23 protein-coding genes and 1 other RNA gene are annotated in these 19,894 nt (G+C 68.4%); 16 read left to right on the top strand and 8 right to left on the bottom strand.

The features are described from left to right. Window positions 1–53: 53 nt before the first annotated feature. The 3 genes from HDC96_RS12000 to pepQ all read left to right on the top strand — a co-directional run bounded on the left by HDC96_RS12000 (window position 54) and on the right by pepQ (window position 4,313). On the top strand, window positions 54–2,555 hold the full coding sequence (locus HDC96_RS12000; protein WP_179460174.1) for a DUF1631 domain-containing protein: 2,502 nt from the start codon (window positions 54–56) through the stop codon (window positions 2,553–2,555). Continuing rightward, a complete protein-coding gene (locus HDC96_RS11995; protein WP_179460173.1) occupies window positions 2,552–2,902 on the top strand; it encodes a PilZ domain-containing protein in 351 nt (116 codons plus the stop codon). Before HDC96_RS12000 ends, HDC96_RS11995 begins: the two co-directional genes overlap by 4 nt. Window positions 2,903–2,984: 82 nt before the next feature. Continuing rightward, window positions 2,985–4,313: a Xaa-Pro dipeptidase gene (pepQ, locus tag HDC96_RS11990; RefSeq protein ID WP_179460172.1), complete on the top strand. Its 1,329-nt coding sequence runs from the start codon at window positions 2,985–2,987 to the stop codon at window positions 4,311–4,313. 211 nt (window positions 4,314–4,524) lie between these two features. Here the strand turns inward: pepQ and HDC96_RS11985 are convergent, their stop codons facing one another. Together HDC96_RS11985 and HDC96_RS11980 are read right to left on the bottom strand one after the other, a co-directional pair. Then, complete coding sequence (locus tag HDC96_RS11985; RefSeq protein ID WP_179460405.1) at window positions 4,525–5,850, bottom strand: aminopeptidase P N-terminal domain-containing protein; 1,326 nt, start codon at window positions 5,848–5,850, stop codon at window positions 4,525–4,527. 7 nt (window positions 5,851–5,857) lie between these two features. Beyond that, window positions 5,858–6,406: a UPF0149 family protein gene (locus HDC96_RS11980; RefSeq protein WP_179460171.1), complete on the bottom strand. Its 549-nt coding sequence runs from the start codon at window positions 6,404–6,406 to the stop codon at window positions 5,858–5,860. 165 nt (window positions 6,407–6,571) lie between these two features. On the opposite strand from HDC96_RS11980, the gene HDC96_RS11975 reads away from it, so the two are divergent. The 8 genes from HDC96_RS11975 (at window position 6,572) to HDC96_RS11940 (ending at window position 10,655) form a co-directional block, all read left to right on the top strand. Beyond that, window positions 6,572–6,793: a TIGR02449 family protein gene (locus HDC96_RS11975; protein ID WP_019183857.1), complete on the top strand. Its 222-nt coding sequence runs from the start codon at window positions 6,572–6,574 to the stop codon at window positions 6,791–6,793. After that, complete coding sequence (locus HDC96_RS11970; protein WP_123730298.1) at window positions 6,790–7,089, top strand: cell division protein ZapA; 300 nt, start codon at window positions 6,790–6,792, stop codon at window positions 7,087–7,089. The genes HDC96_RS11975 and HDC96_RS11970 overlap by 4 nt, the downstream gene beginning before the upstream one ends. A 130-nt stretch (window positions 7,090–7,219) precedes the next feature. After that, a non-coding RNA gene (gene ssrS / locus HDC96_RS11965) (6S RNA) lies at window positions 7,220–7,404 on the top strand. Window positions 7,405–7,483: 79 nt separating this feature from the next. Continuing rightward, window positions 7,484–8,083: a 5-formyltetrahydrofolate cyclo-ligase gene (locus HDC96_RS11960; protein WP_179460170.1), complete on the top strand. Its 600-nt coding sequence runs from the start codon at window positions 7,484–7,486 to the stop codon at window positions 8,081–8,083. A gap of 13 nt (window positions 8,084–8,096) precedes the next feature. Next, the gene (locus HDC96_RS11955; RefSeq protein ID WP_179460169.1) at window positions 8,097–8,573 is read left to right on the top strand and encodes an EVE domain-containing protein; all 477 of its coding nucleotides are present in this window, start codon (window positions 8,097–8,099) and stop codon (window positions 8,571–8,573) included. Window positions 8,574–8,600: 27 nt separating this feature from the next. After that, window positions 8,601–9,248, top strand: a complete 648-nt coding sequence (rpiA, locus tag HDC96_RS11950; protein WP_179460168.1) for a ribose-5-phosphate isomerase RpiA — start codon at window positions 8,601–8,603, stop codon at window positions 9,246–9,248. 46 nt (window positions 9,249–9,294) lie between these two features. Then, window positions 9,295–9,747, top strand: a complete 453-nt coding sequence (locus HDC96_RS11945; protein WP_179460167.1) for a DUF192 domain-containing protein — start codon at window positions 9,295–9,297, stop codon at window positions 9,745–9,747. A 62-nt stretch (window positions 9,748–9,809) separates the two neighbouring features. Beyond that, window positions 9,810–10,655: a tetratricopeptide repeat protein gene (locus HDC96_RS11940; RefSeq protein ID WP_179460166.1), complete on the top strand. Its 846-nt coding sequence runs from the start codon at window positions 9,810–9,812 to the stop codon at window positions 10,653–10,655. Window positions 10,656–10,706: 51 nt separating this feature from the next. Here the strand turns inward: HDC96_RS11940 and HDC96_RS11935 are convergent, their stop codons facing one another. Next, a complete protein-coding gene (locus HDC96_RS11935; RefSeq protein ID WP_037553342.1) occupies window positions 10,707–10,898 on the bottom strand; it encodes a rubredoxin in 192 nt (63 codons plus the stop codon). Between the two features lie 72 nt (window positions 10,899–10,970). Between HDC96_RS11935 and thiE the strand changes: the two genes are divergently transcribed. Both thiE and hemL read left to right on the top strand, forming a co-directional pair. After that, complete coding sequence (gene thiE, locus HDC96_RS11930; protein ID WP_179460165.1) at window positions 10,971–11,615, top strand: thiamine phosphate synthase; 645 nt, start codon at window positions 10,971–10,973, stop codon at window positions 11,613–11,615. Continuing rightward, on the top strand, window positions 11,612–12,901 hold the full coding sequence (gene hemL / locus HDC96_RS11925; RefSeq protein ID WP_179460164.1) for a glutamate-1-semialdehyde 2,1-aminomutase: 1,290 nt from the start codon (window positions 11,612–11,614) through the stop codon (window positions 12,899–12,901). Before thiE ends, hemL begins: the two co-directional genes overlap by 4 nt. Before the next feature lie 47 nt (window positions 12,902–12,948). Here hemL and azu read toward each other — a convergent pair whose 3' ends face one another. Further along, complete coding sequence (gene azu, locus HDC96_RS11920; protein ID WP_179460163.1) at window positions 12,949–13,407, bottom strand: azurin; 459 nt, start codon at window positions 13,405–13,407, stop codon at window positions 12,949–12,951. 114 nt (window positions 13,408–13,521) lie between these two features. Here azu and HDC96_RS11915 point away from each other — a divergent pair, with 114 nt between their 5' ends. Beyond that, a complete protein-coding gene (locus tag HDC96_RS11915; protein ID WP_179460162.1) occupies window positions 13,522–14,133 on the top strand; it encodes an HAD-IA family hydrolase in 612 nt (203 codons plus the stop codon). A 73-nt stretch (window positions 14,134–14,206) separates the two neighbouring features. Here the strand turns inward: HDC96_RS11915 and HDC96_RS11910 are convergent, their stop codons facing one another. Continuing rightward, the gene (locus tag HDC96_RS11910) at window positions 14,207–15,436 is read right to left on the bottom strand and encodes an acetylornithine transaminase (protein ID WP_179460161.1); all 1,230 of its coding nucleotides are present in this window, start codon (window positions 15,434–15,436) and stop codon (window positions 14,207–14,209) included. Between the two features lie 65 nt (window positions 15,437–15,501). Here HDC96_RS11910 and HDC96_RS11905 point away from each other — a divergent pair, with 65 nt between their 5' ends. Further along, window positions 15,502–16,374, top strand: a complete 873-nt coding sequence (locus tag HDC96_RS11905; protein WP_179460160.1) for an ion transporter — start codon at window positions 15,502–15,504, stop codon at window positions 16,372–16,374. Between the two features lie 42 nt (window positions 16,375–16,416). Here HDC96_RS11905 and HDC96_RS11900 read toward each other — a convergent pair whose 3' ends face one another. Both HDC96_RS11900 and HDC96_RS11895 read right to left on the bottom strand, forming a co-directional pair. Next, a complete protein-coding gene (locus HDC96_RS11900; RefSeq protein WP_179460159.1) occupies window positions 16,417–17,382 on the bottom strand; it encodes a YiiG family protein in 966 nt (321 codons plus the stop codon). Window positions 17,383–17,472: 90 nt separating this feature from the next. Beyond that, the gene (locus HDC96_RS11895) at window positions 17,473–18,291 is read right to left on the bottom strand and encodes an NAD(P)-dependent oxidoreductase (protein ID WP_179460158.1); all 819 of its coding nucleotides are present in this window, start codon (window positions 18,289–18,291) and stop codon (window positions 17,473–17,475) included. Window positions 18,292–18,407: 116 nt separating this feature from the next. Here HDC96_RS11895 and HDC96_RS11890 point away from each other — a divergent pair, with 116 nt between their 5' ends. Continuing rightward, on the top strand, window positions 18,408–19,079 hold the full coding sequence (locus HDC96_RS11890; protein WP_179460157.1) for a hypothetical protein: 672 nt from the start codon (window positions 18,408–18,410) through the stop codon (window positions 19,077–19,079). 69 nt (window positions 19,080–19,148) lie between these two features. Here the strand turns inward: HDC96_RS11890 and HDC96_RS11885 are convergent, their stop codons facing one another. Beyond that, window positions 19,149–19,811, bottom strand: a complete 663-nt coding sequence (locus HDC96_RS11885) for a phosphotransferase (protein WP_179460156.1) — start codon at window positions 19,809–19,811, stop codon at window positions 19,149–19,151. Window positions 19,812–19,894: the final 83 nt, after the last annotated feature.

Here is a 19,894-nt window from a genome sequence, read left to right as displayed (position 1 = left end):
TCCCCGCGAAACCGTTAGATTCCGTGTTCTCAGGGGAGCTGGAAGAACATCGGATGTCTGCGCCCGCACCTTCGTCGTCCCAGCCCGACATGACCCGCTTCGCGGACGTGGCCGCACCGCCGCGCGTGCGCCGCCTGCTGGCCGCGCTGCACGGGCTGGCGGTGCAGACCCTTACCGCCCCGCTCAAGCTGACCATCGTGGAGCTCGAGCGCGAACTGTTCCGCGACGCCGAACGGGCGCGCAACAGCCAGATCCAGGCCGACATTTTTGCCCAGGCCCGCCAGCTGCACGAGGTCAACGCGCAGTTCGGCCCGCGCTTCCTGGACGCGCTGGCCGACAGCCTGGCCACGCTGCGCGGTCCGCGCCATACCCAGCGCATCGTGCCGACTGACGTCTCGGTCCCGGCGACCGCGCTGACCCTGGTCAACGACACCGACGTGGACCGCGACATCGTGCTGGGGGACATCATCCGCCGCGAAGCCCAACGTTCGGCCAGCGCCCTGCAGCTGCTTGGCCAGCGCTTCGGCGTGCTCGCCGCCGGACCCGCCTTCGATGCCGATGACCTGCCGTTCGGCCCGCAGGCGCTGTGCCGGATCGTGCGCGAGCTGGGCGAACAGTTCGCGCTGGGGCTGGAAACGCAGCTGGCGCTGTACCGCGTATTCGACCGGCAGCTGCTGGAGCGGCTCGGCGAACTGCTGGAGCGCGCCAACATCCTGCTCGCGCACGAGGGCGTGCTGCCCGGGCTGGTGTCCACCCCGTACCTGGCGCGCTCGGCGACCACGCGCCGGATCATCACCGGGCCCGAGCGCGGCCTGCCCGGCGCACGCGGAGGGGCCGCCGCGCGGCCGCTGACCGGCTGGAACGGCGGCGCGCCGCGCGCCGGCTGGGCGGCGATGACCCAGGAGGCCATGGCGATGACGGCGCCGGCTGCCGGCCCGGGCTGGAGCGCGCCCGGCGGTGACGCTGGCGCTGCACCTGCACCTGCACCTGCACCGTCGTCCGCCTCTGCACCGGCCAGCAACACCGCGCCTGCGCCGGCGGACCTCGGTGCCCCGGCGATGTCGGCCCTGCACCAGTTGCTCGGCGCCGCCCGCCAGGCGCATGCCGCCGGCACGGTGCCGGGCGGCGACGCGATGGCCGCGCAGGCCGTCGCGGCGACCAGCGAGCTGCCCGGGCAGTCCGGGCAGTCCGGGCAACCCACCGACAGTGCGTTTCTCGCCCCCGAATCCCCCGCCGCACTGGCCGTGCCCGCCGAAGCCGTGCACGCCACGCTGGCCAGGCTGCAGAGCCAGGCCGTCGCTCCGGGCGGGGCCCGCCGCAGCATGGCCGACCTGCACAACGCCCTGCTCGCCCAGGTCCGCGCCGACCATGGCGCGCACGCGGCCCTGACGGTCAAGGACAGCGACACCTTCGACCTGCTCGACATGTTGTACGGGCAGATCCAGCGCGAGGTCCGGCCCGAGGCCGTGGCCGCCGACCTGCTGACCCGTCTGCAGGTCCCCGTGGCCCGCGCGGCCCTGTCCGACCCGGCCTTCTTCGTGCGCGACCAGCACCCCGCGCGCGAACTGCTCAATGCGGTGGCCGAGGCCGGCGCCAACTGGCTGGGCGAGGAGGACGTGGATCCGCAGCTGGTGCAGAAGCTGGGGCATGCCGTGGATCAGGTGGTCAACGAATACGACGGCGACGTCGCCGTGTTCGACACCGCCAACGAAGAGATCCAGCAGCACTTCCGCGCCCTCGCCCACAAGGCCGAACTGGCCGAGCGCCGTCATGTCGAAGCGGCCCGCGGCAAGGAGCGGCTGGAAGCAGCCAAGCAGCAGGCCAGCGCCAGCATCGAGCAGCTCTGCACGCAGGCCGCGCCGCCCCGCTTCGTGCAGGCGCTGCTGAAACAGGCGTGGTCGGACGTACTTACGCTCACCCTGCTGCGCAACGGCGAGACCTCGCCGCAGTGGCAGCAGCGCCAGCAGGAAACCACCCGGATCGCCGAGGTCACCTGCCTGGCGCCGGGTGCGGCCGAACGCGACGAGGCGCTGGGCACCCAGGTCGAGTCCGCGTTGCTGCAGGTCGGCTACCACCAGGACGAAGCGGCCGCGATCGCGCGCCGGCTGTCCACGCCCGGCGGTGCGGACGACAGCAGCTCGCGTACCGAACTCACCGCCCGCCTGCGCGCACGCACACGCCTGGGCGAACAGGCCGAGGCCAGCGATCCACGCAGGGTCGCCCCACTGGCCCGCAGCACGGCCGAGGACGACTGCTATCGCCAGCTGCGCACGCTGCCGTTCGGCACCTGGTTCGAGTTCACCACCAACCAGCAGGGGGATGTCCGCCGTCAGCGGCTGTCCTGGTACAGCCTGATCACCGACAACGCCCTGTTCGTCAATCAGCGCGGACAGAAAGTCGGCGAACACTCCCTGGACGCACTGGCACGGCTGATGGCGCACGGCCAGGTGCGGATCGTCACTGAAGACAAGGGTCGGCTGATCGACCGCGCCTGGCAGGCCACGCTGCGTACGCTGCGTTCGCTGGCGGGCACCCCTGCGGAGAACGCCGAATGACCTCGCCCGATACCCGACGCGCACCCCGCCGCCAGGTGGCCGAGCTGGTGCCGGTGACCGACCGGATGGCCGAGGCCGTGATCGGTCGGCTGGGCAATGTCTCCGAAACCGGCATGCTGATGCTGGCCTCGGTGCCGATGCAGGACGACGCGCTTTACCAGCTGCAGTTCACCATCACCGGCCCGCAGGGGCAGCCCTTGCTGATCGATGTCGGCGTGCACCTGCTGTGGAGCGAGCAGACCCATGCACCCGGCCAGGCCTGGGTGGGCTTCCGCTTCCTGACCCTGGCGCGCGAATCGCGCGAGCAGCTGCGGCAGTGGATCGCCGAGGAAACTTCGGCAGTCTGAGCGCCGGTTCCGGCACAGCGCCGAAGGCCCGATTGCGGCAGAATCTAGGGCTGCATTCCGCACTGTCAGCGAGCCTCATGCCATGAACCAGCCAGACCTCGGCGCCCTGTATTCCCACCATGCCAGCGTGATGCGCCAACGCGCCGACGAAGCGCTGGCCCGTGGCGGCTTCGATCATCTGGTGATTCCCAGCGGCACCCAGCATTACCAGGCATTCGATGACCGCGATTACCCGTATGCGGTGAACCCGAACTTCAAGGCCTGGCTGCCGCTGACCAAGCTGCCCAACAGCTGGCTGGTGTACACCCCGGGCCAGCGGCCCACGCTGATCTTCTACCAGCCCTTCGATTACTGGCACGTGGTGCCGGATGCGCCGAACGGCTGGTGGGTCGAGCATGTCGACATCGAGATCATCCGCACCCCGGACGCTGCGCTGGCACTGCTGCCCAAGGATCCCGCCCGCTGCGCCATCCTCGGCGAACCGCAGAGCGCGCTGGCCGCGTTCGTGCCGAACAATCCGGCACCGGTCATCGACTACCTGGACTGGCAGCGCGGCTACAAGACCCCGTATGAAATCGCCTTGATGCGCGAAGCGCAGCGGCTGGGCGTACGCGGCCACCGCGCTGCCGAAGCCGCGTTCCGCGCCGGTGCCAGCGAATTCGAGATCCACATGGCGTACTGCCGCGCGGTCGGCCAGGATGCCAATGAACTGCCGTACGGCAACATCATCGGCCTCAATGAACATGCCGCCGTGCTGCACTACACCGACCTGGGCCGCAGCGCGCCGACCCCGCTGCGCAGTTTCCTGATCGACGCCGGCGCCAGCGCCCATGGCTATGCCAGCGACATCACCCGCACCTATGCCGCCAGCGGCCATGACGAATTCCAGGCGCTGATCGACGCGGTCGACGCGGCGCAGCAGCAGATGGGCGCGGGCGTGCGCGCCGGGGTGGACTACAAGCAGCTGCACATCGACGCGCACCTGTCGCTGATGGGCATCCTCAAGGACTTCGGCGTGCTCACCGTCTCGCCGGAGGCCGCGCTGGCCACCGGCGTGAGCGCGGCGTTCTTCCCGCACGGCCTCGGCCATCTGATCGGGCTGCAGGTGCACGACGTGGCCGGCTTTGCCGCCAGTGACCGCGGCGGCCGCATCGAGCGTCCGCAGGGCCACCCGTACCTGCGCATGACCCGCGCGCTGGAGCCAGGCATGGTGGTGACCATCGAGCCGGGCGTGTACTTCATCGACATGCTGCTGGACGAAGTGAAGCAGGCTGGCAACGGCGCCAGCATCAACTGGGACCGCGTGGACTTCTTCCGTCCGTATGGCGGCGTGCGCATCGAGGATGAAGTGCTGTGCACCGAAGGCGATGCCGACAACCTGACCCGGCCGGTGTTCGCGGCCGCCAGCTGAGGGGGAATGCGGGTGCCGGCCCACGGTCGGCACCACCCCGACAATCCCGACATCGCGGTAGTGCCGGCCGCTGGCCGGCTCCTCACGATGCCTGGATTCCATGAGGAGCCGGCCAGCGGCCGGCACTACCGGTGTGATGCGCCGCACGGCCACCGGTGCCTTCGTCACGCATCGCGCAGCCACCCATGGGGTTGCTCTACCCTGGGGCGGATCAGCGCTTCGCCATGTCTTCTTCGATCTCGTCGGCACTGCGTGCCAACGCCGCCGTCAGCACCTGATGGCCGTCCTCGGTGATCAGCACGTCGTCTTCGGTGCGGATGCCGATGCCACGCCAGCGCGCTTCCACGCTGCGGTCGTCCGGTGAGACATAGAGGCCCGGCTCGATGGTGAACACCATGCCGGGCTCCAGCATCCGCGAATCCCCGGCCAGCCGGTAATCGCCGACGTCGTGCACGTCCAGGCCGAGCCAGTGCCCGGTCTTGTGCCGGTAGAACCGCTGGTAATGCGCTTCGGCGATGTTCTCTTCCAGCGTGCCCTTGAGCAGGCCCAGCCGCAGCAGGCCCTCGGTCAGGGTCTCCACCGCAGCCAGGTGGCCAGCTTCATAGGCATTGCCCGGGCGGGCCTGGGCCAGCGCCGCCGCCTGCGCCGCACCGACCAGGTCATGCAGCGCGCGTTGCTCGGCGGTGAAGCGGCCGTTGACCGGGAAGGTACGGGTGATATCGCTGGCGTAGCCGCGGTACTCGGCACCGGCATCGATCAGGACCAGATCGCCATCGTGCGAGCGCGCATTGTTGTCGCGGTAATGCAGGATGCAGCCGTTGGCACCGGCACCGACGATGCTGCTGTAGGCCGCGCACGCATCATTCGCACGGAACACTCGTTCCAGATCGGCCTGCAGTTCGTACTCGTGGATGCCCGGCCGCGCCACGTGCATCGCGGCACGGTGGGCCTGCACGCTGATGTCGGCGGCGCGCTGCATCACCGCGATTTCCGCGGTCGATTTGAACAGCCGCTGCTCGTGCAGCAGGTGGCCCAGCTCGAGGAATTCATGCGGCGGCTGCGCGCCATGGCGCACCTGCGAGCGCACCCGGTTGACCCAGCCGATCAGCTTGAGATCGAACTCGGCATCGCGGCCGAAGTGGTAGTACACCCGCGAACGCCCTTCCAGCAGGCCGGGCAGGATGTCGTCCAGATCGTCGATCGGGTAGGCGTCGTCCATGCCGTACTGCGCCACCGCACCTTCCTGGCCGGCCCGCGCGCCATCCCAGGCTTCGCGGTCAGCGTCGCGCTCGCGGCAGAACAGGATCACCTCGCCATGGCGGCGGCCCGGAATCAGGACCAGCACGGCCTCCGGTTCCGGGAAGCCGCTCAGGTACCAGAAGTCCGAGTCCTGGCGGAACGGATAATGCGTATCCAGGCTGCGCACCCGCTCGGACGCGGCCGGCAGCACCAGGATCGCGTCATCGCCGGCCATTTCCATCAACTGCTGGCGACGACGCGTGTATTCGGCGGCGGAGATGCCGGTCAGCTGCCGGATATCCATCTCAGTTCAGGCGCTGCCGATGGCGCGCGGCCATGACGCAGTCACCGTGCAGCAGCAGCACCGCCACGCGGATGAACTCCTCGATCTCGGCCAGTGCGTCTTCGTCATCGTCGTTGCCGCTCTCGAAATCTTCGCTGGAGGCCTGGGCCAGCTTGGCCAGATCGGTCAGGGCCTCGTCGCCCTCTTCGGACAGCGCCGGGCGGTTCTGGCCCGAGCCGAGCCCGAAGCCCCCGAGGAACGCGCGCGCCCAGGTGAACAGCGCATCGGCCTGCGCCGCGGTGTCGCTGGCATCGCTCAGCAGCAGCTCGAACGCGAAATCGCGGTCTTCCAGCTGCGCCACGCTGGCATCGAGCAGCCGCGCCAGCGCGTCGCCTTCGGCCGGGGTCGGCAGGTTGTCATCGGCCAGCACGCGGGCCGGCCATTCACGCACCGGCGCACCGCCGGCGGACAGCCAGCCGCACAGGCCGCCGTGCAGTTCAGCGGCGCTGGCGCCCAGGCCCAGGGCCTGGCTGGCCTGGTTTACGTCGTCGACACTCGGGAGTTCGGTCATCTTGGGGCTACGGTTTGTGAGCGCTACAGTGTAGCAATCCACCCGTGTCCACCGGGTTGCGGTGGCCGCCACCGGGCCCCGCCCCGGTGCCCCGGGGCCGACCGTCCGCAGGTCCCGTCAATATTCGCTTGACCGCCCCGTCCGCCCTTGCCTATCGTGCCGGACATGGAACCCGCCGATGCCATCGCCCAACTGCAGGCCTTCGCCGCCCGGGTGGAGGCGTTGCTGGAGCGCAACCAGCGCCTGGCCGACGAGAACCGCAGCCTGCGCCACCAGCAGGAACAACTGGTCGCCGAACGCTCCCAGCTGCTGGCCAAGAACGAACAGGCCCGCTCCCGGGTCGAAGCGATGATCACCCGCCTCAAATCCCTGGAGCAGCACACATGAGCCAGACCGAACCGGTCAGTGTCCGCATCCTGGATCGTGAATACACGGTGGGCGTGGGCGCGGAGGAACGCGAGAGCCTGACCGCCGCCGCCCGGCTGCTGGACGCCAAGATGCGCGAGATCCGCGGCAGCAACCGGATGGCTGCGGTCGACCGTGTGGCGGTGCTGGCCGCGCTGAACCTGGCCCACGAACTGCAGCAGCTGCGCGATGAGCACGCCCGCCAGGCGATCGCCCTGCAGCAGACCCTGAGCGATCTGAACCGCCGCCTGGATCGCGCCTTCGACGGCGCAGGGTGATCCACGACGGGTTCCACGCGATGGCCGATTGCACAAGCACATCGCGTGGCCTTCATCGATCTGAATTGACGTGCAATCCGACCGACGAACGGACTGGTCGAATCGCACAAGAGGGCTATAATCCTCGTCGCGTTCTCTGCTGTGAACGACGGCGTGTGCAAACATTCGCCTTGTCCCTTAATTACGACCACGGGTGCGCGACGGCGCCGGGAGTGCAAGTCCGCCTTGTAGCGGGAAGCCCGATGGAACCCCAGCGTACCCACTTGAACCCCGGGTTCAAGGTCGTTTCGCATGCATCGTCACGGCGGAGAATGCAATATTCCAGCAAGAGCGGCGTTCCCTTGGGACGTCGCTCTTGTTTTATCCGCTTCCCCCGCACGCTCCGGACCCAGGCATGACCGACCCGCGCTCCGCACTGCGCCAGCAGCTGCGCCAACGCCGCCGTGATCTCCCCGCCGCCGTGCGCCTGGCCGCCGCCGAACAACTGGCTGATGGCCTGCTCTCCCTTCCTTTCGCGCCCACCCAGGGCCACGTCGCCGGCTACTGGGCGATGGATGGCGAAATCGCGCTGCACCGCTGGCAGATGCAGTTGCCCGCCGGGCTCACCTACTGCCTGCCGGTGCTGCATGAGAAAACGCTGCGCTTCGCGCCGTGGCGCCCGGGTCAGGCGCTGACCGCCAACCGCTTCGGCATCCCCGAACCCGACGTTGCGCTGGACGCCACGCTCGCGCCGGAACAGATGGCCTTGGTGGTGGCGCCGCTGGTCGGTTTCGACGCACAGGGCCGCCGGCTCGGCATGGGAGGCGGCTGGTATGATCGCAGCTTCGCATTCCGCCACCAGCGCCCGGCGCCGCCGTGGCTGGTCGGGGTCGGCTTCTCGGTCCAGCAGGTCGATGACCTGCCGGTACAACCGTGGGATGTCGCGGTGGATGCGATCTGCACCGACGTCTCCACCCTTGTCTGCGTACCGACCAACGGTCGGCACCGACAGTAATCAAAGACTCCGCATGACCGCACGCAAGCGCTACTGGCTGATGAAGTCCGAACCGGACGCCTTTTCCATCGATGATCTGCAGCGCGTAGGCCGGGAGCCCTGGAACGGCGTGCGCAACTACCAGGCGCGCAACTTCATGCGCGACGGCATGAAGGTTGGCGACGGGGTGATGTTCTACCACTCCAACACCAAGGTGCCGGGCATCGTCGGGCTGGCCACGGTGGCCAGCGAGGCCTACCCGGACGACACCCAGTTCGATCCCAAGTCCGATTACTACGATCCCAAGGCGACCCGCGAAGAACCGCGCTGGATGCTGGTGGACGTCGCCTTCGAGCGCAAACTGCGCCACACCATTTCGCTGGACGAGATCAAGCTGCACGCCGATGCGCTGGGCGAAGGGTTCCCGTTGACCGCGCGCGGCAACCGCCTCTCCATCCTCCCGGTGACCGCCGCGCAGTGGAAGCTGCTGCTGTCGCTGGAAAAGCACTGACCCCCTTTCCTCCAAGAGTTGCCCGCCATGTCCGAAGCCAAGCGCCTGGCCGCTGAAAAAGCCATTGAATACGTCGAAGACGGCATGATCGTCGGGGTCGGTACCGGCTCCACCGTCGCCTACTTCATCGACGCCCTCGCCAGGATCCAGCACCGCATCAAGGGCGCCGTGTCCAGCTCGGACCAGAGCACCGCACGCCTGAAGCAGCACGGCATCGAAGTGTTCGAGCTCAACCACACCGGCACCCTGTCGCTGTACGTGGATGGCGCCGACGAGTGCGACGGCAACAAGAACCTGATCAAGGGCGGCGGCGCCGCGCTGACCCGCGAGAAAATCATCGCCGAGGCCAGCGAGCGCTTCGTGTGCATCATCGACCCGAGCAAGCAGGTCAAGGTGCTGGGCAAATTCCCGCTGCCGGTGGAAGTGATCCCGATGGCGCGCAGCCTGGTCGCCCGCCGCATCCTGGACATGACCGGCGGCCAGCCGGCGTGGCGTGAGGGCGTGGTCACCGACAACGGCAACGTGATCCTGGACATCCACCATCTCGAGATCACCGATCCGGTGAAGCTGGAGCGCGAGCTCAACCAGCTGCCGGGCGTGGTCAGCGTCGGCCTGTTCGCACGCCGTCCGGCCGATGTGGTGATCGTGGGCGGTGAGCCGCCGATCGTGATCTGATTCCGTGGCCGTCGCCCCGCGACGGCCGCCCCAACGAGGCACTCCCATGTCCCTGCTGCGCCTGCTGCCCCTGCTCCTGCTGCTGACCCTCGCCGGCTGCGCCAGCACCAACGCCCGTCACTGGGTGGAACTGGACGGCAACCGTTACCACGTTGAACTGGCCACCAACGATGACACCCGCGCCCGCGGCCTGATGTTCCGCGACCAGATGCCCGAGGATCACGGCATGCTGTTCATCCACGAACGCGAAGAACTGCAGGCGTACTGGATGAAGAACACCAGGATCGCCCTGGACATCCTGTACTTCGACGCAGAGCGCCGCCTGGTCAGCCAGCAGCGCGATGTGCCGCCGTGCTCGGCCGGCGATCGTTGCCCGCCCTACCCCAGCAGCGAGCCGGCCCGGTACGTGCTGGAACTCAACGCCGGGCAGGCCGAGAAGATGGCGCTGAAAGACGGCACCGAACTGAAGTTCGGCCCCGGCATCGCCGACGACAAGTAAAACGGCCCCGATAAACGCGCCGCGCCCTTGAATCGCGGCGCGTTTGTCGCCAGTCTTGTCCCATGCAGGGGCAGATCACATTGCCGACGTGGGACTCACTGGCCGAGCTGGACGACGAGGCGCTGCCTCTGTTGCCGACCGCGCTGCTGATCGCCCGGGACGAATACCCGGACCTGGACCCTGCCGTCTACGACGCGGTCCTGCAGAGCCACGCCGACCACCTGCGCACCGAGATCGCCACGATTGACATGTGGCCGCTGAAAATTGCCGCGGTCAATCGCCACCTGTTCGACGAGCTGGGCTACAGCGGCGACCACGGCGAGTACTACGATCCGCGCAACAGCTATCTGAACCAGGTTTTCGAGCGTCGCCTGGGCAACCCGATCTCGCTGGCACTGGTGCAGATGGAAGTCTCGCGCCGGCTCGGCATTCCGTTGGACGGGGTGTCCTTCCCCGGCCATTTCCTGGTGCGCCTGCCGCTCAACGACGGCGTGCTGGTGATGGACCCGTTCAACGGGGGCCGCCCGCTGGGGGTGGAGGAACTACGCGAACGCGCACGCTCGCACCTGGGCGGTGAAGTACCTGACGACGACGTGCTGGCACAGATCCTCGACCCGGCCCCGGCGCGCGCGATCCTGATGCGGATGCTGCGCAACCTGCATGGCGTGTACGTCGAACGGGGGGAATGGGACCGCGCCGCGCGCAGTGCCGACCGCCTGCTGAAGCTGGCGCCCGAGCAGGACGACGCCCTGCGCGATCGCGGCATGGCCTACCTGCAGCTGGACTACGAGGCCGGCGCGCGCAGCGACCTGGGGCTGTACCTCAAGCGCAATGCCAAGGCCAGCGACGCCCAGTTCGTGCGCGAGAAGCTGGTCGGGCTGGGTGGTGCGGTGCCGCGCCTGCACTGAGGGCGCCGTGGTGCTCGCCGGGCGCTGATGCCCGGTCGTGCCTCAGTCCACTCAGTCGACTTCGACCATCTCGAAATCATCCTTGGTCACGCCGCAGTCCGGGCAGGTCCAGGTATCGGGAATGTCTTCCCAGCGCGTGCCGGGGGCGATGCCCTCTTCCGGCAGCCCGTCTTCTTCCCGGTACAGGAAGCCGCAGACAACGCACATCCAGGTGCGGAAGGTGGTGGCGGTAGCGTCGGTCATCGGATAATCACGGCGGGACAGGAGCTGACAGTGGTCATTGTCCCACTCCCGTTGCGCTACCGGTAGCCATTGATGAATCACGCTTCAGCCCCCACGCCGCCCCGCGGCGTCTACCTCATCACCCCCGACGAGCCCGATACCGCGCGGCTGCTGGCGCGCACCGCGCCGTTGCTGGCGGCGGGCGCGACCTGGCTGCAGTACCGCAACAAGACCGCCGACGCCGCCCTGCGCCGCGCCCAGGCGGCGGCACTGCAGGGTCTGTGCGCGCCGTACGCGGTGCCGTTGATCATCAATGACGACGTGGCGCTGGCCCAGGCCGTCGGTGCCGCCGGCGTGCACCTGGGCGAGGACGATGGCGATATCGCCAAGGCCCGCGCCCTGCTTGGCCCGGACGCCATCATCGGCGCGTCCTGCTATGACACGCTGGCACTGGCCGAGCGCGCGGTTGCCGCGGGCGCCAGCTACGTCGCCTTCGGGGCCTTCTTCCCCAGCACCAGCAAGGCCACCACCCGCCGGGCGCCGCCGGACCTGCTGCGGCAAAGCGCCGCACTGGGCGTGCCGCGGGTGGCGATCGGGGGGCTGAGCCCGGACAATGTGGGACTGCTCATCGCTGCCGGCGCCGATCTGGTCGCCGTCATCAGCAGCGTGTACGCCGCGCCCGACCCGGTCGCCACGCTGCACGCCTACCTTGCTTGCTTCCAGGAATCGACCGCATGAACCACGACCAGTCCCACGCCCTGTTCACCCGCGCCCAGAAGCTGCTCCCGGGCGGCGTCAACTCGCCGGTGCGCGCGTTCAAATCGGTCGGGGGCGAACCGTTCTTCGTGCAGCGCGCCGATGGCCCGTACCTGTATGACGTGGACGGCAACCGCTACATCGATTACGTCGGCTCCTGGGGCCCGATGATCGTCGGCCACAACCACACGGCCGTGCGCCAGGCGGTCAAGCAGGCGATCGGCAACGGCCTGTCGTTCGGCGCGCCCTGCGAAGCCGAAGTGACCATGGCCGAGACCCTGACCCGGCTGGTACCGTCCTGCGAGATGGTGCGCATGGTCAACTCCGGCACCGAGGCCACGCTGTCGGCGATCCGTCTGGCGCGCGGCGCCACCGGCCGCAGCCGCATCGTCAAATTCGAAGGCTGCTACCACGGCCACGGCGACTCGTTCCTGGTCAAGGCCGGCAGCGGCATGCTGACCCTGGGCGTGCCCACCTCGCCGGGCGTTCCCGCGGGCCTGAGCGAACTCACCCTGACGCTGCCGTACAACGATTTCGATGCGGCCACGGCGCTGTTCGCCGAACAGGGCGAGCACATCGCCGGCCTGATCATCGAACCGGTGGTCGGCAACGCCAACTGCATTCCGCCGCGCGAGGGCTACCTGCAGCACCTGCGCGCGCTGTGCACGCAGTACGGCACGGTGCTGATCTTCGATGAAGTGATGACCGGCTTCCGCGTGGCCCTCGGTGGTGCGCAGGCGCATTACGGCGTGACCCCGGACCTGACCACCTTCGGCAAGATCATCGGCGGCGGCATGCCGGTGGGCGCTTACGGCGGTCGCCGCGAGCTGATGTCGCAGATTTCCCCGGCGGGCCCGATCTATCAGGCCGGCACCCTGAGTGGCAATCCGGTGGCGATGGCGGCCGGCCTGGCGATGCTGGAGCTGGTGCAGGAACCGGGCTTCCATGATCGCCTGGGTGCCGCGGCGGCACGCCTGTGCACCGGGCTGGAAGCCGCCGCCGCCGAGGCCGGGGTTGCGGTGACCACGACCCAGGTCGGCGCGATGTTCGGCCTGTTCTTCACCGATCAGAAGGTGGAGACCTACGCCCAGGCGACCGCCTGCGACATCGCCGCGTTCAACACCTTCTTCCACGCGATGCTGGAGCGCGGCGTGTTCCTGGCGCCATCGGCCTATGAGGCCGGCTTCCTGTCCAGCGCCCACGACGACGCCATCATCGATGCGACGCTGGAAGCAGCCCGCGAAGCCTTCAAGGTCGTGAAAGGCTGACAAAAACGGGGACGGAGGTAATTAATAACCACCTCCGTCCCTGTTATTCAGCCGAACACGAAACGGCCCTTCATCATCGCGAAGTGGCCCGGGAACGAGCAGAAGAACGTGTAGTCGCCGCCCTTGGTCAGCTTGGCGGTGGAGAAGGTGACGCTGGTGGTCTGCCCACCGCCGATCACCGGCGTGTGCGCCAGCACGCGTGCATCGCCCTTGGGCAGGTAGCTGTCGGCCAACGTCGCGCGCATGCCGGCCATCGCCACCGGCTGGTAATCGGCCGTGCGGGTCAGCACCCAGTTGTGGCCCATCGCCGTCGCGGCGAGCTTGCCGGTGTGGCGCAGCGTCAGCTTCACCTGGGTGCAGTCCGCCGCAACCTTGAGTTCCTTCTGGCTGAAGCTCATCTGGTCGGTGCTGTCGAGGGCGATCGCGCAGACACGCGCATGGGCGGCCGGGGCCAGCATCAGGCCGGCGAGCAACACGGGGGCAAGCAGTTTCAAGGCGATCTCCATCGAACAGTCCCCGCGATTCTAGTGACCGCCCGTGCAGGCGACGTGCGACGCGATGTCGCAGCGCAGCCCCCGGCTGGGGTACGGTCATCCCTGGACCTGGACGAGACTCCCCCGATGCCCCCTGCGATCGAGTGCCTGCTGCTGGATTTCGATGGCGTGCTGGTGCGCTATGCACGGCATCTGCGGGTGCGCCATCTCGCCGCGGGCATCGGCTGCAGTGCGGCGCAGGTGCAGGCGGCGCTGTTCGACAGTGGACTGGAGCGCGCGTACGACAGCGGCATGGCGACGGACGCGTACCTTCAGCAACTGGGTGAAGCGCTGCAGACCACGATCAGCATCGCGCAATGGCAGGCGGCGCGCATCGCGGCGTGCGCACCAGAAGCAGGGGTCATCGAACGCGTGGCACGGATCGCCCGGTCGTTGCCGATCGCGATCCTGACCAACAACGGCGAATTGATGGCACGGACGATTCCGCTGCTGCTGCCGACCCTGGCCGATGCCCTGCACGGCCGCATCCTGTGCAGCGGTGCACTGGGCGGGCGCAAGCCGGACCCGGCGATATTCACCCGGGCAGTGGAACGGCTGGGCGCGTGTGCCGAGCGCACGCTGTTCGTCGATGACCTGTTCGTCAACGTGCGTGGTGCGCGGCAGGCAGGCCTGCAGGCCGAGACCGCGACGGACAGCCGCGCGTTCGGCAAGGTCATGAAACGGTACACCCTGCCGTAGAGCCGACCGTTGGTCGGCTGCGTTCGCCCCAGAACGACAGCAGCCGACCAACGGTCGGCTCTACCGCCATTGGCTAGCGCGACGCGATGAACGAGGCGACCGCTGCGCGAAGCCGCTTCAGGCCTTCGGCGATTTCTTCATCGGTGATGTTCAGCGACGGCACGAAGCGCAGCACGTCCGGGCCGGCCTGCAGGGTCAGCAGGCCGTGGTCTGCGGCGTGGTCGAGGATGGGCCCGGCCTGGCCGGCGAAGTCCTTGTCCAGCACCGCGCCCAGCATCAGGCCGCGGCCGCGGACCTGGCTGAACACCTTGAACTCATCGTTGATCCTGCCCAGGCCCTCGCGCAGCGCCTGCGACTGGCGGCTGACGTTGTGCGCGATCTCGGGTGAGGACAGCTTGCGCAGCGCCACGCGGGCCACCGCAGCCGCCAACGGGTTGCCGCCGAAGGTGGTGCCGTGCGCACCGAACTGCATCACCTCGGCGACCTTCGGGCCGGCCAGCATCGCACCGATCGGGAAGCCGCCGCCCAGCGCCTTGGCCAGGGTGACGATGTCGGGGGTGATGTTGTCCTGCCAGTGCGCGAACAGGGTGCCGGTGCGGCCCATGCCGACCTGGATCTCATCGAGCACCACCAGGGCATTGTGCTGGTCGCACAGCTCGCGCACGCGCTTCAGGAAGCCCGGCTTGGCCGGCATCACGCCGCCCTCGCCCTGGATCGGCTCGAGCATCACCGCGGCGACATCGCCGGCCGCCATCGCGGTTTCCAGCTGCACCTCATCGTTGAAATCGACATAGCGGAAGCCACCGGGCAGCGGCTCGTAGCCTTCCTGGTACTTCGGCTGGGCGGTGGCGGTGACCGCGGCCAGGGTGCGCCCGTGGAAGCTGCCGCGGAAGGTCACGATCACGCGCTGGTGCGCCGGGCGGCCCAGCGAAGAGGCCCACTTGCGGACCAGCTTGATCGCCACTTCGTTCGCTTCGGCGCCGGAATTGCACAGGAACACGCGCTCGGCGAAGCGCGAGGCGGTGACCAGCTCTTCGGCCAGGCGCAGCGGCGGCTCGCTGTAGAACACGTTGCTGGTGTGCCACAGCTTGCCGGCCTGCTCGATCAGCGCCGCGGTCAGGTCCGGATCGTGGTGGCCCAGGCCGCACACGGCGATGCCGGCGGCCAGATCGATGAACTCGCGGCCCTGGGTGTCCCAGACGCGCGCGCCCTGGCCGCGCTCGAGCACCACCTGGCGCGGTTTGTAGACCGGCAGGTAGTAATGCGACAGGGACAACAGCGGATCGGTGGCAGCGGCGGTCATGGCGGTCAGGGGCTCGGGAAATATCCCATTCTCGCGCTTTGGGCCAGTGGGGCACAATGCGGGCCATGCAACCGTTCACCGCCCCCCAGCTCAACCCCGCCACCGAGTCCGGCTGGCGCCGCCAGTGGTTCGACATCATCTACCGCCACGACACCCGGCCCTCGCGCAATTTCGACCTGCTGCTGGTCTACGCGATCATCGCCAGCGTGGTGGTGGTCATGTTCGACAGCGTGCAGCGCTTCCACGCGGCCCATGCCGACTGGCTGTACGTGCTCGAGTGGGGCTTCACGCTGCTGTTCACCGCCGAATACCTGCTGCGGCTGGTGGTGGTCAAACGCCCGCTTCGCTACGCATTCAGCATCTGGGGCATCATCGATCTGGCCTCGATCCTGCCGACCTACCTGTCGCTGTTCATCCCCGGCGCGCAGAGCCTGCTGGTGGTGCGCGCGCTGCGCATCCTGCGGGTGTTCCGGATCCTCAAGCTGACCCGCTACATCGAAGAGAGCGGCGTGCTGATGGAGTCGCTGTGGCGCAGCCGCCGCAAGGTGCTGCTGTTCCTGTTCACGGTGATCACCATCACCATCATCGCCGGCACCATGATGTACGTGATCGAAGGCCCCAACCACGGCTTCACCAGCATCCCCAGCAGCATGTACTGGGCGGTGGTGACCATGGCCACGGTGGGCTTCGGCGACATCGTGCCGCAGACCGTGCTCGGCCGCTTCGTCACCTCGGTGCTGATTCTGATCGGCTACAGCATCATCGCGGTGCCGACCGGCATCTACACCGCCGAACTGGCCAATACGATGCGCGATGCCGAGCATGCCGCGCGCCGGGATGCACGCGGCTGCCCGCACTGTGGCCTGGAAGGCCACGAACCGGATGCCGTGCATTGCCGCCACTGCGGCGACAAACTGCCGCCGGTGTTCAACGTCTGACCAGCGCGCGGCGGGCCGCCAGGCAGCCCGCCGCGTGACCGCTCAGCGTGCGCCGCTGGTCTGGGCCAGGCGGTTGCTCATGTCGACCAGGTCGTTGTAGCTGGCCAGCAGCGCTTCGGCCGAGCCCTGCGGGTTGCTGATCCGCCCACCGCTCTCCATCAGCATCTGCTCGCTGCGGGTGTACGGCTTCCTGGATTCCACGCGCTCGATGCGGCGACCGGCATCGCGGGCCAGCGCATCGGCCGCACGCTCCACGTGCCCCCACATCGCATCGCCCTTGCCGACCTTGTCATCCTGCGCCTGCTGCAACAGGGCCTGGAACGCGGCGAGCTGGGTGCGCGCGACCGCCAGATCCGGGGTCTCGCTGTTGAGCAACTGGGTCAGCTGCTTGCCATCGCCGAGGATCCTGATCTGGTAGTACGCCAGCGAGCGGCCTTCGGAGGCTTCAATCTCCTTCAGCTGTTCCGCGCGACGTTCGTCTTCGCGCTTTTCCAGCGCGGCATCCAGTGCGGTGCCTGCGTCGAAGAAGGCCATATAGGCTTTCATCAGCGGCGCATGCTGGCTGCGCATCCCGGCATGATCGTCGCGCAGGTAGTCCTCGCGGCTGTAATAACGGTCGGCCTGCTCGATCAACGCATACAGGTCGACGAAGGTCTTCTGGTAGTTGCGGGCCGCCGGATCCAGTGCCGGCTCGGCCGGCGTCATCGCGAGCGCAGCGACCATCGGCGCATTGCACGCCTCCACACGATGCGACAGCACCGTGCCCGGCCCACGCACCTTCTTCTCGTTGCCGGTCGGGCCGGCTTCCGGATCCTGCATCCAGCCGATGTATTGCTGGAAGCCTTCGTGGATCGGCTGTTCGACGGCGTTGAAGCAGGCGATGTAGGCATTCACCTTTTCCACGCCCTGGGTATCGGCGACGCTGCCCGGGCCCTTGCTGCAGGCGCCGAGCAGGCTGATCAAGGCGATGGCGGCGGCAAGCGGCGCGGTCCGTGTGCGAAATGACATGCGAGTGTCCATACAAAAAGGGGCACGCACCATACCAGTCCGGGGTGTGCAGCAGTTGTCATCACACGGGCAGCGCGGGCCAGGCGCGCGTCAATCCAGGAACAGATCCGGCAGCAGCGGCTGCGATGGATCGACGGCATAGCCGCTCAGATCGGTGATGCCCGCCTGCGCCAGCACCTCGTCATCGAGCAGGAACTGGCCACTGAAACCGGCGGCCTCCCGGGTCAGCACCGCGTGCGCGGCATCGGCCAGGATCTGCGGCGTGCGGCAGCCGGCGGGATCGACGCCGGGAATCATGTTGATCGCGTCGGTAGCGATGATGGTGCGCGGCCACAGCGCATTGACCGCTACGCCCTGCGGGCCGAACTCGGCGGCCAGCCCGAGGGTGACGAAGCTCATGCCCATCTTCGCCAGCGTGTAGCCGGTGTGCGGGCCCCACCACTTCGGGTCCAGGCTGGGCGGCGGCGCGAGGGTCAGGATGTGCGGGTTGGGCGCCTGCAGCAGGTGCGGCAGGCACGCTTGCGCGCACAGGAAGCTGCCGCGCGCGTTGACCTGCTGCATCAGGTCGAAGCGTTTCATCGGCGTATCCAGCGTGCCGCGCAGCCAGATCGCACTGGCGTTGTTGACCAGGATGTCGATGCCGCCAAACGTATCTACCGTGGCGGCCACCGCCGCACGCACCTGGTCCTCTTCGCGGATATCGCACTTCAGCGCCAGCCCCTGCCCGCCCGCGGCAGTCACCGCCTCTGCAGCGCTGTGGATGGTGCCCGGCAGCTTGGGATTGGGCACCGAGGACTTGGCCGCGATCGCGACGTTGGCGCCGTCGCGCGCCGCACGCAGCGCGATGGCCAGGCCGATCCCGCGCGAGCCGCCGGTGATGAACAGGGTTTTGCCTTGCAGACTGGCCATGTGCGGGTTCCTTCAGTGCGATTGCAATGGACCCGCATTATGCCGCCCCGGCGCACACGCCGGATTCATGCGCGGCGTCGATACTGGGCGTCCACGTTCTGCATGGAATGAGCGACATGACGGCGATCCGCCTTCCCCTGACTGTGCTTGCGCTGGTGCTCGGCGTTGCCGCCTGCCAGCCGGCGGGCGCTCCGACAAGCGCCGAGGCGCAGGCGGCCGCCACCATTCCCGGCACCGCGGGTGGCGCGTCCCCCTTCAGCGAAGCGGCGATCTGGGACGGCGAGGTCGATGCCTGCCGCGGCCAGGCACCGGTCGCCGATGATTGCCTGGCCCGCGCGATGCAGGCCGCCAAGGCCAGCCCGCAGGCGATCGCCGCCGCCCATCAGCTCGGCGCGCAGGGCAATCCCGGCTATGTGAGCGCATGGCGCGAACAGGACGGCGTGGGCATCGCCACCATCGAGTACCCGTTCCGCGCCAATACCAATGAAGGCACGCTGCTGGTCGACAGCGCCGGTCACACGGTGGATGTGGATGCGGACGTGCTGCCGGAAATGTCGCGCGCCGATGCCACGGTCAAGCCGTTCCTGGATGCGCACCCGGAGGCCACGCCCTTCGCACCGGCCGAGGCCAGCGGCAGTGAAGCGCAGCCCGACGGGGGCGTGCGCCTGATCTACGGCACGCCGATGCGTACCTGTCACGCCTGCGCGGATGTCGGGAGGCTGCGGGTCGCCTACGATTTCGATGCGCAACGCCGGTTCGCCGGCAAGCAGATTCTCGATCTACGCTGACTACCATCGCCTGGTCCCGGTCAGCCGGGCGCGCGCCCGGTCATTGCGGCGCGTGCGTGCTGCGCGCGCTCAGGGCTTCGGCCCCTGCCCTTCGTTGTCTTCCCAGTGCAGGATCCTGCGGGTGACGAAACGGTAGACCGGCTTGCCGGTGCGGAACCACAGATCGCGCACCCACGAGGTGCGCTTGAGCAGCCGCTTCTCCACCGGCGTCAGGTACTGCCGGCAGTACATGCGCTTGTGCTTGAGCAGATGGCGCAGGTCTTCGCGGGCCAGCAAGCGCATCCAGCGCGAGCGCGGGTTGCCGATCACCGCCAGCTGGAAATCGATCAGCGCCGGCGAACCATCGTCGCGTACCAGCCAGTTGGCTTCCTTGGCCAGATCGTTGTGCGCGATGCCATGGCGATGCACCTGCTGCAGCAATCGGCGGGCGGCACGGAAGTACGCCAGGTCGCCCTGCGGCGGACGCTGGTACATGGCATCACCGGCCATGAAGCTGCGGTCCAGCCAGCGCCCGTTCCAGGCCAGCAGGCGCGGGGTGTCGGGCATGCCATCCAGATGCGCCAGCGCGCGTGCCTCGCGCCGGGCCAGCCACCATGCCGGCAGCCGCAGCCACCACGGGGTCGCCTCCAGATCACGGCGCACGAAGCGCTGGCCGTCCTGCTCCATCAGCAGGATGCGGCCGAAGCTGTCGGCTTTGAGGGCGGTAGGGGCGGCGTCGGCGGGGCGTGTCATGCCGCCATTCTAGGCGGGTGATCGCGTTCATTCACTGCAGATGCCGCATATTCGCCGCCTCCGGCCGGCAGTCAGTCACTTTG

The sequence above is a fragment of the Stenotrophomonas sp. JAI102 genome (genome assembly GCF_013409105.1).
In the GTDB taxonomy this organism is placed as follows: Bacteria; Pseudomonadota; Gammaproteobacteria; order Xanthomonadales; family Xanthomonadaceae; genus Stenotrophomonas; species Stenotrophomonas maltophilia_AA.
The sequence above is the reverse complement of the archived record's forward strand: the minus strand, read 5'-3'. Positions and strand labels throughout refer to the sequence as shown.